The following is a 13988-nucleotide window of genomic DNA, read 5'->3' on the forward strand; positions in this document are numbered from 1 at the left end:
TGACAGCATTTCGTTACAATCACTCTTGCATCTCTCTACGAAATTGTTCAAAGCGTTCTTCTGCCTGTACCCTACGGTAGCTGCTTGCTTTATTTTGAATAGGAATGCTCGTTTCCAAGATACGATCATAAATTCGACTCCCTAATTTTCCATCTAGCTCTGAGGGCTTCAAATTTGACGTATAGAAGGTCGGAAGTTGTTTACGGTATCTTCCCGTCTATCACTCGAAATAAAACGTCATTTACCCAGTCTGTGACCTTCTCAGCACCTATGTCATCCAGGATTAATAGGTCACACTGTAAAAGGGCAGTCATGATTTGTTGTTCCGTCTCTGCATTTTTCTTGTTAAAGGTGTGCCGTATCCGCTCGAGTAACTCCGGCACACTTTGGAAAACTACTGTCTTTCCAGATTCTTTCAAGTGGTTGGCTACAGCAGCAGCTAATCTACTTTTTCCATTTCCGTAGGTTCCCCACAACATCAGACTAAAGGAGCCAGATTGATCAAATTCAAAGGCATATTTCTTTGCTTGCTTACAAGCCATTTCAGAGCCTTCACGTTGTATAAAAGTATCGAAGGTAGATTCTTCAAACCGTTTACCTAGGGCTGAAATAGAAAAGCGTCTTTCTATCTCCTTGCGTTGCTGATGTTCTGTAAAGCGTCTCATTTCTTCCTTTGCCGCCTTCGCCTCACATTCACAAACAGGCTGTACAAGCTTCTTCTTACCGAATATCTCAACTTCTTTCTTGGGAACAACTCTCTTACAATGCGGGCAAACATGCTCTTGATCAGAGGGAAAGTTCATCGAGTTCTGCTGCACGACGTTGTTTATCACTTGTTTCATCGAGTCCATTCCATTCACCCCATGTCGTTTTAGGATTTTGCTTCTGATTGTGCAATTTCATCATGCCTTGTCTTGCCTCATGCTCACTTGTATTGCGGATGATACCGAATGCATACTCAGCAGGTTTGTCGCCGTAATTCATGATGTATGTAGATAACGCATAGGTGACGATAGCCTGATTTGTTTCTGCTGTTTGCTTTGGATCAATAGCATACTTGGCAAGCTTTTCCCATATCTTTCTAAGGACACTATTTGCAATCTTCCCTGATTTTCTTTGGAGTCTGACCAAATCGAAGTATTCAACAAATAAACGATTGGGTAATTCAATCCGGTTGATGAGCTGTTGCGAATCGACAAAAGAGATAATTTCCTCACGACTCTGACAAGATTCTTTTATATGTTTATCTTGTTGTTTATCTTGTTGTTTATCTTGTTGTTTAACTGCTGTTCTATTAGCGCCCTTTGGTGCGCCCTTACCTGCGCCGTTCGGTGCGCCGTTCGCATCTTTTTCGTCTTCTACAACCATTGGTATAACTGCATTTTCAGGAATAACAGGTGCGCCCTTTGGTGCGCCCTCCGGTGCGCCGTTGGGTGCGCCGTTTTTTGCGTAGTTTTCTAGCTGTTGGGATGCTTCATAATCCACAATAGTTATGAGTGTTGCGGCGTTTCCTTTGTATTTTGTTTGCGTTGTTACAATCAAATTTTGCTTTTCTAATCTTTGAATTGTTGTTCTAATTTCCTTATAAGACCATCCTGTAATCTCAGAAAACCCTCTTACTGAAAAGATGTATTGACCACGCTCACACCAATTAGAAGCCTTAAAATTAGCGTTCTTTACTAAGTAGTGATAAATAGCTTCATCTCTGAAATGCTCGAAGTTTATACGGGGAATGACAACGAAGCCCGCTTGGTATCTGTCTATGTGATCACTCATCCCCCTGTTCCTCCATTTCGTTGCTCTGTATCCCCTTGTTAATTACTCATTACTTTGAGGTTATGTTTTTTTTTAAAGAAACGGTTTTAAGCGAACCTTTATCATTTCTATTGCCTTCTCTTTTCCAAAAGATTGCAAATCATTATGAAATAAATTCCAAATTTCCTTCCATTTATCAAACTCATCTCTCAACATGGAAATGCTTGAATCTATAAACAACTGGGCTGTCTCTTCTCCATTTTTGGCAAAATGAAGCATGTCCTTTAGCGCTGCTACAAGTTCGATATCATAAGGATCACTCATTGACTTGCCCCCTGTCCTACAAGGTAGTTTCTGCGTTCTATCGCGATTTCTCTCATTTGAGGTATAACTTTCGTTTTATATTCACCTGTTATATCAGTAGTTATATAGGCATCTAGTACGTCAAGGCTTACCTTGTCTACTATCGCTTTCCACCACTCCAAATATTTAAACCCTGTTGTTTTAGAGTAAAAAATGGTCTGGTCAATTCCAACTTCCGCAGACTGTTCAACAATCATTTTTATTACAGGGTTATCGCTATTCCATATAGATTCCAAGTTACTTTCCCCCTCTTGTGTCGAGGACAAAAATCATTTGTACAATTTCAAAATATTAGCTATAATGTTTAGTAGAGAGGCTTGTCCTCTGTTCGTTCGGTAATCATTTCCCTAGTCCTCCAAGACATGTCGGGAAATGGAAGTGTTACCCCGCCTGTTCGTCGCAGGCGGTTTTTTCATGTTCTTCTACATGTGCCATCTCCAATAAGCCTATGAAAGCTCCTGAGCTTATTTTGGCTGTAAGCTCCTGATTACTTAGAATATCCTCGATCATTTCCGCTGGAGTAGCTAGGTTGTTCAAAATAATTCACTCCTTTTCTTCCTTGTATATAATCGTGCCTAAAAGGCCCGCCTTCTGTTGTCATGCCTCTTTATCAGATGAGTTGAGATAATGAAAATTCTTATTCAAGAACACCCGCATATCTTCCGCTTTAAACATCCAACGGCCACTATCTTTGCTATTCGAGATAGTAGCCATATCCCTTTTGAACTTTGGATTGAGCAAAATTTTTTCAATCAGCCAATCTCGTTTACGGCACGTTTCCATTTCCAAACGCTTCAAATCCCACCAACAGCCACTCCGAGATTCCTTGAGAATTTTTTGTATTTCTAGCTTTGTTAGTTCCTTTACATACGTTTCATCAATTTGTACAGTAAGCATTTTTCTCCCCCTCTCTAGAAACTCAACTCTTAGGTATTTAAAATACCTAACTACCCAAAAAAAATAATGCATTTAAATAAAGGTATTGACGATACCCCTAAAAGTAGATATACTAATTACAGGTATTAAAAATACCCAATTGACTAAAAAAGTTCCTCTGGCTTTCCTTCAAGGGTATCACAAATTTTCATCATCACTTTGAAGCTCGGATTTACACGGCCATACTCTAGGCTTTTGACGTGTTCCTTAGAGATACCAATAACATTGGCAAATTCTTCTCGTGTAAACCCTTTTTCTAAACGTTTACCTTTTAGTTTCTCACGTTTTCCTAACAAGATAGTCAAGTTTATCACCTCCCATCAATTGATAATTTGATTATAAATGGTATTTACACTACCGTAAAGTATTAAAAATACCCTTTTGTTATATTTTATATTATGGAGGTCTTTGTGTCATGTCACTCGGAGAACGAATACGTGGTCGCCGTAAGCAATTAGGATTGACTCAATTAGAAATTGCCCAACAATTAAATATGGGTCGATCCAACTTTGGACATATCGAAAATGGTAGGGTAATTCCTTCTAGCACCGACTTAGATAAACTTGCAGATATTTTAAAGACAACACCTGGTTATTTATTAGGAAAGACAGATAATCCTGTTGTTAATACGCAAGAAAACCCATACCCTCTTACATCTAAAGAAGAGAAAGATATAGCAAAAAAATTACAATCCATGATGGATGAATTGGAGAGCGACACTCCACTAGCCTTTTTAGGGGAACCTATGGATGAAGAAGATAGGGAGTTATTAAGAATTTCCCTAGAAAATTCGTTAAGAATATCTAAACAAATGGCAAAGAAGAAGTTCACACCTACAAAATACCGCAAATAACTTCTGGGAGTGTCAGCATGAATATTATTGATATAAAAGTTCAAAAGCTACTTAAAAAACACAATTCAAACGATCCTAAAACAATAGCTTTTGAAAAGGGAGTAACGATTCTTTATGAAGAGTTAGGCAAAAACATCTGGGGCTATTTCACTAACAACAATCGCATCCCCATTATTCATATCAATAACAAGCTTGATGATTTCAAGACCTTATACACAATCGCCCATGAACTAGGGCATCACGTTCTACATCCTCAAACTAATACTCCTTTTTTACGGAGAAACACGCTTTTTTCTATTGATAAAATTGAACGCGAGGCCAACCAATTCGCCCTCCATTTATTAATAGGTGATAAAAAGATTGAATACGATGAAACCCTAACCAATTTCTTGCTAAGGTGTAATATACCAACGGATTTACACATTTTTTATTAACCTTGGATTACAAGTCTATTGGATTAGGTTTCTATACACAAAAAAAGAACATACGTTCTACGAAGAGGGTAATTAAATGGCTAGTTTTCAGAAGTACACAACGAAAGATGGGGCTAAATGGTTGTACAAAACTTATACAACTACTGATCCAATCACAGGAAAAAAAAAGCAAACAACAAAAAGGGGATTTAAGACCAAAAAGGAAGCGCAATTAGATGCAATTCAATTTGAACAAGACATAGCAAACGGGCTGTACAGTCCATCTTCAAAAGTTGTCACCTTTGAAGATGTTTACCAACAATGGTTTGAGATTCATTCCAAAACAATAAAACGGAGTACACAGAAATCTATAAAATCTCTTTTCAAGAATCAGATAATCCCCCATTTTGGAAAACTCCATCTGAAAGATATCTCTAAACACTATTGTCAAACCTTCATTAATCAAATAGCTACAAAATTCAAAGCTGTAAGTATTGTAAAAATGTATGTAGGTCAGGTCTTTACATTCGCTTTAAAAATGGATTTGATTAAAATGAATCCGATTGAGCATGTGGTTATACCTAAAAAAGCTTCTAATTTTGTTTATGAGGATGACACAGAGGATCGGAGCTATTGGGAGAAAAATGAGATTAAGCAATTTATCTCAATTACTAAAGAAGAACTTAAATTTAGAGATGTTTTACTATTCCATATGCTGATTTATACAGGGGCTAGAAAAGGAGAAATTCTAGCTTTGCAATGGCAAGATATCGACTTTGATAAGAAAACGGTTTCGTTTTCCAAAACACTTTTCTATGACAAGGAAGGGTTTATCTTCCAAACCCCCAAAACAGCCCGTTCTAAACGTGTAATTAGTATTGATAGTAAAACACTCGACTTACTCAGAAAATGGCGTACAGAGGTAAAAAAGCGGCAATTAGCGTTAACCACCCCTATTCATACAAATGACATGATCTTCACTCGTGTAGATGGCGTACCTTTACGTCTGGCGTATCCAAACGACAAACTAAAAGAAATCATTAAAAAGCATAACTTGCACCCTATCACCATCCACGGTCTACGACATACACACGCCTCTCTTCTTTTTGAGGCTAACGCAAGTATTAAAGAAGTTCAAGAACGCTTAGGTCATACTGATATAAAAATGACCATGAACATTTATACACACGTTACCAAGTCAGTGAAAGAACAAACCGCTAACAAGTTCTTACATTTCCTCGAAGGATAATATTATTATGGTCAAAATATGGTCACAGGCCTTTACTTTTTAAAAATAAGCCATAAAATAATGAATGATTTAGGGGCGCAATCCCTGTTATAACAATAATCTTATCGTTTATAGAATGAAGGTGATAGACGAAAATAGTTTAAGATCGTATGTTAGCGAGCAAAAAATACGCTTGGTGCACATCCTCCATCTCTGCTCCGCCAAATTCATCTCTACCAGAAGCTCCCTCGTTCCCGCGATAATGGGGAGCAACAACGGCATAACCGAAAGCTGCCATTTGAGAAATCCGTAGTGGCTGAACCCTTCCGATTTTTTTATAGCCACCTCGGCAGTAGAGAAGGGCTGGCAAGGGCTCTACCACCTTTTGATGTGGGATCAATTTCTCATCTGGAATAGCTAAAAGCGCTTTTACAGGGTGATTATCACTAAGATAAGTTACCGTAAACAGAGCCACTTCTGGTATGGCTCGTTCTTCTTCCGTTATCTGCATGATCTCAGTTACATCTTGCAAAAGTTCTCTTCGCATGTTTTATTACCACCTGTTCTCTGAAAAATATCCGCATCCTATCCGTAAACAGGAAAAAGAAAAGAGGAACCATGATAGTTCCTCTTCTCTGTTTATAAACATCGCTGCGATTAGTATCCGCGCTTATTCTGTTTTTTATTGATAGTAGCTATGTTTTCTTCGCTGTGTTTCATCCATTTTTTCATTTTGTCTTCAAACGAATCCTTAGGAGTGTCACGCTTATTGAAGCCACGGTCTCCACCACGATTCCCACCACCACGATAGCCGCCACGGTCTCCACCGCGCTCTTTTTGTTCGTCGCGAGCTTCGCGTTCTGGTGCTGGTAAAGCTGCGCGAACGGAAAGGGAGATCTTACCTGCATCATCGATGGAGAGTACTTTAACCTTCACAGCAGCTCCAACGGAAAAGTGATCATTAATATCCTTTACAAAACCATTTGCAACTTGGGAAATGTGAACTAGTCCTTGTTGCGTTTCATCCACAGCAACAAACATACCAAAAGGTTTAATTGCCGTCACTTTTCCTTCAATGATGCTTCCAACTTCTACTGCCATCCATTTTGCACTCCTTTTATCTTTTCACCAAGTGTCGAGAACCCCACTTCATACAGGCTCATTTCCTAAGTATAGCAGACAAAACGATTCAATGAAAAGCCCATTCTTAACTTTTATACTTGTACCAAATCTGTATTATTTAGGAAAAGCTGGTAAGCATCAGTAGCCATGACCAGTTCTTCGTTGGTTGGAATTACCATAATTTTAACTGGAGAGTATGGGCTATTGATGAAGCCCTCTCCTTTATTGTTACGATTTGCTTCTTTATCTAGGATAACACCAGCGTATTCTAGGCCGTTACATACCAATTGACGGACCAATTCACTGTTCTCGCCAACACCTGCTGTAAAGATGATACCATCGATACCATTCAGGCGAGCCAAGTACAGACCGATAAAGTCATGTAGACGTTGTGCAAATAGTTGAAGAGCTAAATCGGCACGCTCGTTACCTTCTGCTGCTGCTTTTTCTATGTCACGCAGATCGCTGGAGATGCCGGACAATCCTAGCACACCGCTTTCTTTGTTCAATATTTCCATCGCACCTGATGTATCGGTTTTTTCAATTTCTGCGATGTATGGCAAGATTCCTGGATCAATGTTACCGCTACGTGTACCCATCATTACTCCAGCAAGCGGAGTCATACCCATAGACGTATCAATGGATTGACCATAGCGTACGGCTGTAATGCTGGCACCACTACCAATGTGGCAACTAATTAGACGTAATTTTTCTTTTGGTGTACCCATTAATTGCTCTGCACGTTGTACCACATAACGGTGAGATGTTCCGTGGAAGCCATATTTACGAATACCGTATTTCTCATAGTATTCATATGGCAATGGATACAAATAAGATACTGGTGGCATTGTTTGATGGAAAGCTGTATCAAATACCGCTACGTGGAGCGCATCTGGACGGCATTTTTGCGCCAATTCAATTCCTAATAGGTTGATAGGGTTATGCAGAGGTGCAAATCGAGACAACGCATCGATTTTGCGTTTTACATCGTCTGTAATAATCACAGATTCCTTGAAATCTTCTCCTCCGTGAACTACACGATGAGATACCATTGAAATATCGTATTGCTTATATTTATCAAAAATAGCATTGATTGCTTGTTCATAAGCATCGCGTTTTACTTCTTCTACCATGCCTTTGTCAATTACTTTACGAGAAGGCAATTCGAACAATTGATATTTAACAGAGGAGCTTCCACAGTTTAAAACAAGGCTTATCTTTTTCTCTTGTGCTTTAAATTTAGAATAGGTGTCGCCATTGTCTACTGGTACAATAACTTCCAATTCCATGTTGTTTTTAAGACCAGCAGCATTCGCTTCATCTGTATCGATGTGCAATTCTAAACGGAAATCCTTATGCACACGGCACAATACATTTTCAAACACAATGGAACGAGTACCTGGAACTTCAACGGATACAAATTGTTTGTCTTTTACGCCAAATTCTTTTGCTTCGTCTTCTGAGAAGTGAATGTGACGGAATGCAATGATAACACCTTCATCAATGGTAACAGTTCCATGAGGCCCTTCAAGAGTGATACCTGGACTACCTTTAATATCGCCAGAATCACGCACAGGAGGCTCTACACCCAATACAAAACTGTCTGTACGGGATACTTCTAGCTGCGTCGCTTTTCGCACAGGGCCTAATACACGCACTTTATTAATTCTACCTTTTGGTCCAACAATGTTAACCGTTTCTTCTGCTGCATACTGGCCAACTTGTTTTAGGTCCTTTAGCTTTTTAAGCTCATAGCCAGGACCGAATAATTGATCCAGATCTTGTTGTGATAAGTGAATATGACGGTTTGAAATACCAACAGGTACCTTCATTTGACAGACTTCCCTTCTTTTTTCCTAAGTCTATAGTGGTGTTATCTCTCTTTATAATGGTTGATTTCCTAAATTTTATCATCAACCCTACGGTAAAATGTTAACACCTGTGAGTATTCTGTTACAACATTTTTAAACTTTTTTGTTTTTTCCTGAAAATTGTATAGACAAATAAAAATATTATGCCAATGAATGCTCCCGAAAAATCAAGAACAACATCCGTAACAAGTGAGGAGCGATCCGGTGTAAAGGACTGATGCCATTCATCTAACACCCCTAGAAACAGGCTTAAAAATAGGCTCCATGGTAACGAATAAGCAGGAGAGGACAAATAGCGAATGGCTTGAAACAGCATGATTCCAATAAACATAAAACCAAAAAAGTGCCCCGCCTTTCGAATAAAGAATTCCAGAACTCCTTCTACACCATTCTTTTCAAAACTTACCTCTTTGTTGACATAATGAAAAGAAATATTTCCCACTTTTTCTTGAATGCTGTCTAGGTTGATATATTTTTTTAATTGACCGCGTATATCTTGTTGCCCATATGGTTGAGAAGAAAATACGAATTGAACCCCAAGTGCCAGAAGCAGGATACATACGTAAATCAGTCCTTTGCGACGATTCATAGGTCACCTCTTTTTCAAGTAAAAAATGATGTTTATCCATTATACCCGAAAGTGAAACCAATGGAAAAAAGCTACCGATATGCTCGACAGCCTCTTCTCCATTTCCACTTCTCACTCATGTAAACAAATTGTTACCACCTGTCCATTGGATTATCTATCAGTCCGTGGTACTGGCTGAAAATCTTCTGGACGAAGTGAGTTAGGTCTACCATCAGATTCTTTCGTACTATCACTTTCCATTTTACCCCTATTACCTGACCACCCCAGGCTTCGGGGATGTTTATCGGTTTTTGTAAGAAAACATCTTCCTCTATTGTTCCACCAATTGGCAACCAATTGTTTCAGTAATACTCCTTTGTGATCACGATGCTCACTTGGGTGACAATTTCCTTGACGATATAAGCTTGGTACTACATAGAACATAATCCATGGAAAACATAGGAATCCCAATGACATTACTCCCAAAAAGGAACTAAAGAATTGGCGATTCGTCCAGCCAAACAAGAATGGCAGAAACGGAATGAAAAAAATGACCACGGCAAAAAGTAAGCTTGGCATATACATAAACGTAGCCGTCTTACCTCTATGTGACTGGATTAAGCTCAGTTCTCCTTGCTCTGGGTACTCTTCAAAGTAATGACACATTACTAAGGTCTGTTGTGTAACAAAAGTAAACAACAATAGCGTAGCAAATACTGCTGGCTGATTAACGGGCAAATCCCAAATAGCTACCCCTGCTACTAATGGCACTAAAAGTAGCGGTATTAGTAGAATAACAATGATTATCGAACGCAATTGTCTCAACACAGCAGCTACTATCAGAGCAATCAATATACTGAGAGTAAATGTGATGACAAACGGCCCCTTCTGTTCCCAGCCTTTTACACTGTGCTCCTCTAGCTCTTTATCCAGTGGTGTTAAGATCTTGTAGTCCGTTGGTAACATTATTTCTTTTTTGAAATTTTCTGGCATGCTGTAATACAGAGATCTCGCGGTGGTTGGAAATCTTCCCTCACCCTGCTTTTTAATATTTGCATGAACATTGATCTGGTACACCTTATCAGTCCGAATATAGGTAGGAGATAGAGATTTATGATTCATGGTCACTAAATCTCCCAGTAGTCTCATTCCTTTCGGAGTGTGAATGAGCGCCTGCTGCAACTGATCAGGATAATCCATATATTGCTTTGGATAACGTAAAATGATCTGGCTTTTCACATCATTCCATTCTACCGTACTAACCATTTGTGGCCCCAAGTAGCTATTGATTTGCCGCTTTACGTCCTCAATAGACGCACCGTACAAACTAGAAATCTCAGCTTTGGGGACGATCTCCATTTGTTGTTCTTCTGAATTTTCACTAGTCGCAATATGGTAAAGCTGAGTGGATGAACCCTCTCCTGTCTTTTCCAATACTTGCATGACTTGATTAGCGACCTCTTTTACTTTTGGCAAAGAGGGACCTTGAACGGTAAATTTCACCTTCTCTTCGTTCTCCGATCCTGTCTGATCAAATTTAGCCGAATAATTAGCATCTGCTACATTGCCTAATACTTTATCAATAGCCTGTTTTATTTTATAGCTGCTGCGCTCCCACGAAGATTGATTTTGATACTGTAAATAAAACGTGATACTAGAGGGTGTCACAGCCATATAGGAATCAAACAGCTCAGGAATCGTTTTATGCAGAGTAATTTCTGTGTCCTTCGCCTTCTGAATAGCCGTCACCATCGTTGTGTTAGGAGGCAGGTCCAACGAAAAAGTTTGACTGGTGTCACTGAGTGTTTTAGATTCGTTTTGATTCCATTTCAAGAAAGGATCAGCTTGCGCAAACGGCCCGCAAAAGAAGTACACACCCCATGCAACAAGTAGCGCTAGTACATACGGTAACATCCCCAGCTGCATACGCCCATACCATGTTGCCTGCATCTTTTGATTTGTCCAATGTCTGATGCGGTTATATGTACTATGCTCAATTCTATTGGTATATCTCACGCTGTTTTCCTGTGTGCTACGTTGCTCGGAGGAATCATATACTTTTCGCGCTTGAAGCCATAGAGCAGTAGCTGTTGGCAAAACGTATAAATAGATCAAACAAGCACCGATTAAACCCCAGAATAGGATCGGAAGCGCTGGTAATAAGCTAAGCTTATCCTCTTCTTTTAATAACCGACTATACAAAAGGGGAATAAACAATAAACTAACTATAACAAGGGGGAGGACAACAGGAATCCACCTACTTTTAGTCGCTTGCCAAACATGTTGATAATTCCAAGTCTCTATGAGTGCGTACCGTTCAAATAAGAGCATCCCAGCTCCTATACATAAGGTAACAAGCACCAACAGCGGCCCTACAGAAGCAATCGTAAGTGTCTGATTAGTAAAATAGAGGCCAGTCACTAACACAAACAATGTTAGAAGAATGGAACCCAATGCAAAAAATCCGGCCTTCCACTGCCGCATCCGATAAGCGATATATGTAGCCGCCAGAATTGATACCGCACTAAAAAGAGAAAAGACCATCCGCATAGATGCCAAAGATTCCTGCAATGCCCCAGGTCTGATAAACACTTGGTATTGCTTGTTTGCTTCTCTATTCAGGTCAACTATTTGTTGGCGGAGCTGTTGATCAATTGTAAGAAGGGATGCTTCTTTGGCTGCGAAAAGCTGATATTCTACCACAGGTTCTCCATGATATAACGTCAGGGAATCCCCAATCTCTTGGCGGGAATCGCGGATATCAACCAGCTGGTGTAATCCTACTCCCCCTTTTGGAGTAGAAATGGACAACTTATACAGATCTTCTAAAGTATTAGACGCATCACTCCAATAGAAAGAGGTTTGCTCTACCCCTTGACCAATGCCTCCAAGCGATTCGGTTTTTCCTCTATTTTGTAGCTGGCTTACAATATCACCTGGCGTTAGCTGATAGGCCCTCAGCATGGCAGGACGAAGCAATAATTCGATCTGATTTTGTACATCGGGTGATTTCACTATCACCTGTGATATCCCTTCCATACGTTCGAATCTACCCTTTACTTCCTTCTCAGCCAGCCTCTTTAATTCAGGGATAGCAAGTCCAGTCATAAAAACGGTCGCGATCGGCTCTCGATATAATTCCTCCTGCGTTATCTTAATTGAATCCCTGCTACCTATCATCCCTTCGATATCCTGTAGCTTAGCTTGTAGTTTGTCTTCAAAATCATTGCCAAAGTTATTTTCAGTTTCTATCTCCATTTTTGCTTGACCAGTTCCCGAGGTAGCTGTCAGTTTTTTAATTCCTGAAAGCTCTCTAATTTTACCCTCCACCGGTTGAGAAATCTGCGCTTCTACTTCATCAGATGAAAGACCTTGAGCCGCAATTTCTACTTGATAAATAGGTTTTTTCACATCAGGAAAGACGAGTAGAGGTATGGATAATAAGGAAATAATTCCCAATAAAACGATTAGCCCTACCGTTAGTAGCAGCAACTGCTTTCGAAGACGGTTCGTTGTAGCATTACTCATGGGAACTCTCCTTTACTGCCTCACCATCCGCTACGTATGATAGACCTGATCTGACTATCATCTGTCCGTCAGAAACTCCCTCTTTAATTTGATACATATCATTGTGAATGGCCCCTACTGTAACGCTTTTCCGATTTGCTTTACCCCCATCTATGACATAGACAAATCGTTCCCCATCCATCATGCCTACCGCTGATACAGGAACATAGAGGTCCTTGCTCTCTTTGCTTGTAATCTGAGTAGAGACATTCATACCGGTCTTCCAATTTTGCGGTTTGCTAAGCACTGCTACATCTACAGTGTACGTACCATTTTTTTCGTCCATTGCAGGTGATACAAATGTGACTATACCAGGAATTGGCTCATTTCCAGTCGATTGGATAGTAAGTTTCCCTCCTTGCTTCCATTGAGATATTTCACCACTATTGACTTGGAGATGGACAACCCATGCACTATCATCCATCAGCTTTACAACAATTTGACCAGCTCCCGTCTGCTCAGAAACATTCTGGCTTACCTCAGTGACTATTCCAGAGAAAGGGGCAATCAACTGTGTCGCTGTTAAATCATGTTGTGCCCGAACCAGTTGAACCTGTGCTTGCTTAATGCCCGCATTTAAGGTAGTTTGATCGGCAAAACTAGCACCCTGTTGCAATTTAGAAGAATGATTTTGTTCTGCTTGCAAAGCAATAGTGGCTTGCTTTTGTTCTTGATCTAGTCTATCAAGTTCACTTTTAGCAATAGCCCCACTGTCGTATAATCGTTTTGCTTTTGACAGTTCATCGTTGACTACTGCTAGCTTTTGTTTTGCCTTATTAATTTGCAATTGTTGATCATACAGGTCATGCTGATCAGCCCCCTGCAATCCTTTTATTTTTTCAGCACTCGCCCGTGCCACCTGAGATTCGGCAGAAGCAATTTCCTGTTTCCATATAGTCGTGTCCAATTGAGCTAACAATTTTCCTGCCTGTACCTTCTCACCCTTTTTCACATGAATCTGGGCTATTTTTCCGCTCGTTCCAAACGATAAGGGCATTTCCTTGGCAGCAGCAACAATGCCATAGGTTGTGTTACTTTCACTTGCTTCCAAAGTAGATACACGATAGCTTGGGACCGTTTTAATTTGAAGCCCCATTTCTCCCATTGCAAAGTATCCTTCTCTCATTTCTTCCATTTGATCTATATTAGATTTCATCTTATCGCAACCACTTAAGGTCAGTAGTATCGCAATCCCCAGTAACAGATTTCGCTGCACATCATCACTCCCTAGCATAAGAAAATAAATTTTTAAAATATTTAATCAATTCATTGTATACGGATAACGTAGGAGTGACAATAACTTTCCAACATT

At 39.8% G+C, this 13988-nt stretch carries 13 protein-coding genes and 2 pseudogenes; 3 read left to right on the forward strand and 12 right to left on the reverse strand.

The features are described from left to right. Positions 1 to 19: 19 nt before the first annotated feature. The 6 genes and pseudogenes from EEL30_02920 to EEL30_02945 all read right to left on the reverse strand — a co-directional run bounded on the left by EEL30_02920 (position 20) and on the right by EEL30_02945 (position 3359). Positions 20 to 842, reverse strand: a pseudogene (locus tag EEL30_02920) (AAA family ATPase). After that, the gene (locus EEL30_02925) at positions 787 to 1776 is read right to left on the reverse strand and encodes a hypothetical protein (protein QDX91419.1); all 990 of its coding nucleotides are present in this window, start codon (positions 1774 to 1776) and stop codon (positions 787 to 789) included. Before EEL30_02925 ends, EEL30_02920 begins: the two are co-directional and overlap by 56 nt. A 72-nt stretch (positions 1777 to 1848) precedes the next feature. Further along, the gene (locus EEL30_02930) at positions 1849 to 2079 is read right to left on the reverse strand and encodes a hypothetical protein (GenBank protein ID QDX91420.1); all 231 of its coding nucleotides are present in this window, start codon (positions 2077 to 2079) and stop codon (positions 1849 to 1851) included. Then, positions 2076 to 2354, reverse strand: coding sequence for a hypothetical protein (locus EEL30_02935; GenBank protein ID QDX91421.1), 279 nt, complete (start codon positions 2352 to 2354; stop codon positions 2076 to 2078). Before EEL30_02935 ends, EEL30_02930 begins: the two co-directional genes overlap by 4 nt. Before the next feature lie 361 nt (positions 2355 to 2715). Next, positions 2716 to 3015, reverse strand: coding sequence for a DUF771 domain-containing protein (locus EEL30_02940; protein QDX91422.1), 300 nt, complete (start codon positions 3013 to 3015; stop codon positions 2716 to 2718). A 143-nt stretch (positions 3016 to 3158) separates the two neighbouring features. After that, positions 3159 to 3359 (reverse strand): XRE family transcriptional regulator, encoded by a 201-nt coding sequence (locus EEL30_02945; GenBank protein ID QDX91423.1) that lies wholly within the window; start codon positions 3357 to 3359, stop codon positions 3159 to 3161. A 110-nt stretch (positions 3360 to 3469) separates the two neighbouring features. Between EEL30_02945 and EEL30_02950 the strand changes: the two genes are divergently transcribed. The 3 genes from EEL30_02950 (at position 3470) to EEL30_02960 (ending at position 5569) form a co-directional block, all read left to right on the forward strand. After that, positions 3470 to 3907: an XRE family transcriptional regulator gene (locus EEL30_02950; protein QDX91424.1), complete on the forward strand. Its 438-nt coding sequence runs from the start codon at positions 3470 to 3472 to the stop codon at positions 3905 to 3907. Positions 3908 to 3924: 17 nt separating this feature from the next. Next, positions 3925 to 4341 (forward strand): ImmA/IrrE family metallo-endopeptidase, encoded by a 417-nt coding sequence (locus EEL30_02955; protein ID QDX91425.1) that lies wholly within the window; start codon positions 3925 to 3927, stop codon positions 4339 to 4341. A 76-nt stretch (positions 4342 to 4417) separates the two neighbouring features. Continuing rightward, positions 4418 to 5569 carry a site-specific integrase gene (locus EEL30_02960; protein QDX91426.1) on the forward strand — a complete coding sequence of 384 codons (1152 nt, stop codon included), beginning with the start codon at positions 4418 to 4420 and terminating at the stop codon, positions 5567 to 5569. Between the two features lie 148 nt (positions 5570 to 5717). Here the strand turns inward: EEL30_02960 and EEL30_02965 are convergent. The 6 genes and pseudogenes from EEL30_02965 to EEL30_02990 all read right to left on the reverse strand — a co-directional run bounded on the left by EEL30_02965 (position 5718) and on the right by EEL30_02990 (position 13910). Then, positions 5718 to 6095, reverse strand: a pseudogene (locus EEL30_02965) (S9 family peptidase). Positions 6096 to 6205: 110 nt separating this feature from the next. Next, positions 6206 to 6649, reverse strand: coding sequence for a S1 RNA-binding domain-containing protein (locus tag EEL30_02970; protein ID QDX91427.1), 444 nt, complete (start codon positions 6647 to 6649; stop codon positions 6206 to 6208). 113 nt (positions 6650 to 6762) lie between these two features. Then, positions 6763 to 8502, reverse strand: coding sequence for an acetate/propionate family kinase (locus EEL30_02975; GenBank protein QDX91428.1), 1740 nt, complete (start codon positions 8500 to 8502; stop codon positions 6763 to 6765). A 121-nt stretch (positions 8503 to 8623) separates the two neighbouring features. Further along, on the reverse strand, positions 8624 to 9130 hold the full coding sequence (locus tag EEL30_02980; GenBank protein ID QDX91429.1) for a hypothetical protein: 507 nt from the start codon (positions 9128 to 9130) through the stop codon (positions 8624 to 8626). A 150-nt stretch (positions 9131 to 9280) separates the two neighbouring features. Beyond that, positions 9281 to 12637 carry an efflux RND transporter permease subunit gene (locus tag EEL30_02985; GenBank protein QDX91430.1) on the reverse strand — a complete coding sequence of 1119 codons (3357 nt, stop codon included), beginning with the start codon at positions 12635 to 12637 and terminating at the stop codon, positions 9281 to 9283. Continuing rightward, complete coding sequence (locus EEL30_02990) at positions 12630 to 13910, reverse strand: efflux RND transporter periplasmic adaptor subunit (protein ID QDX91431.1); 1281 nt, start codon at positions 13908 to 13910, stop codon at positions 12630 to 12632. Before EEL30_02990 ends, EEL30_02985 begins: the two co-directional genes overlap by 8 nt. Between the last annotated feature and the right edge of the window lie 78 nt (positions 13911 to 13988).

Source organism: Brevibacillus laterosporus (genome assembly GCA_007833815.1).
GTDB classification, from domain to species: domain Bacteria; phylum Bacillota; class Bacilli; order Brevibacillales; family Brevibacillaceae; genus Brevibacillus_B; species Brevibacillus_B laterosporus_D.

Bases quoted from the DNA above. Each gene is read 5' to 3' on its own strand.
- EEL30_02925 (QDX91419.1), bottom strand. From the start codon at position 1,776: ATGAGTGATCACATAGACAGATACCAAGCGGGCTTCGTTGTCATTCCC.
- EEL30_02930 (QDX91420.1), bottom strand. From the start codon at position 2,079: ATGAGTGATCCTTATGATATCGAACTTGTAGCAGCGCTAAAGGACATG.
- EEL30_02940 (QDX91422.1), bottom strand. From the start codon at position 3,015: ATGCTTACTGTACAAATTGATGAAACGTATGTAAAGGAACTAACAAAG.
- EEL30_02950 (QDX91424.1), top strand. From the start codon at position 3,470: ATGTCACTCGGAGAACGAATACGTGGTCGCCGTAAGCAATTAGGATTG.
- EEL30_02955 (QDX91425.1), top strand. From the start codon at position 3,925: ATGAATATTATTGATATAAAAGTTCAAAAGCTACTTAAAAAACACAAT.
- EEL30_02960 (QDX91426.1), top strand. From the start codon at position 4,418: ATGGCTAGTTTTCAGAAGTACACAACGAAAGATGGGGCTAAATGGTTG.
- EEL30_02970 (QDX91427.1), bottom strand. From the start codon at position 6,649: ATGGCAGTAGAAGTTGGAAGCATCATTGAAGGAAAAGTGACGGCAATT.
- EEL30_02975 (QDX91428.1), bottom strand. From the start codon at position 8,502: ATGAAGGTACCTGTTGGTATTTCAAACCGTCATATTCACTTATCACAA.
- EEL30_02980 (QDX91429.1), bottom strand. From the start codon at position 9,130: ATGAATCGTCGCAAAGGACTGATTTACGTATGTATCCTGCTTCTGGCA.
- EEL30_02985 (QDX91430.1), bottom strand. From the start codon at position 12,637: ATGAGTAATGCTACAACGAACCGTCTTCGAAAGCAGTTGCTGCTACTA.
- EEL30_02990 (QDX91431.1), bottom strand. From the start codon at position 13,910: ATGCTAGGGAGTGATGATGTGCAGCGAAATCTGTTACTGGGGATTGCG.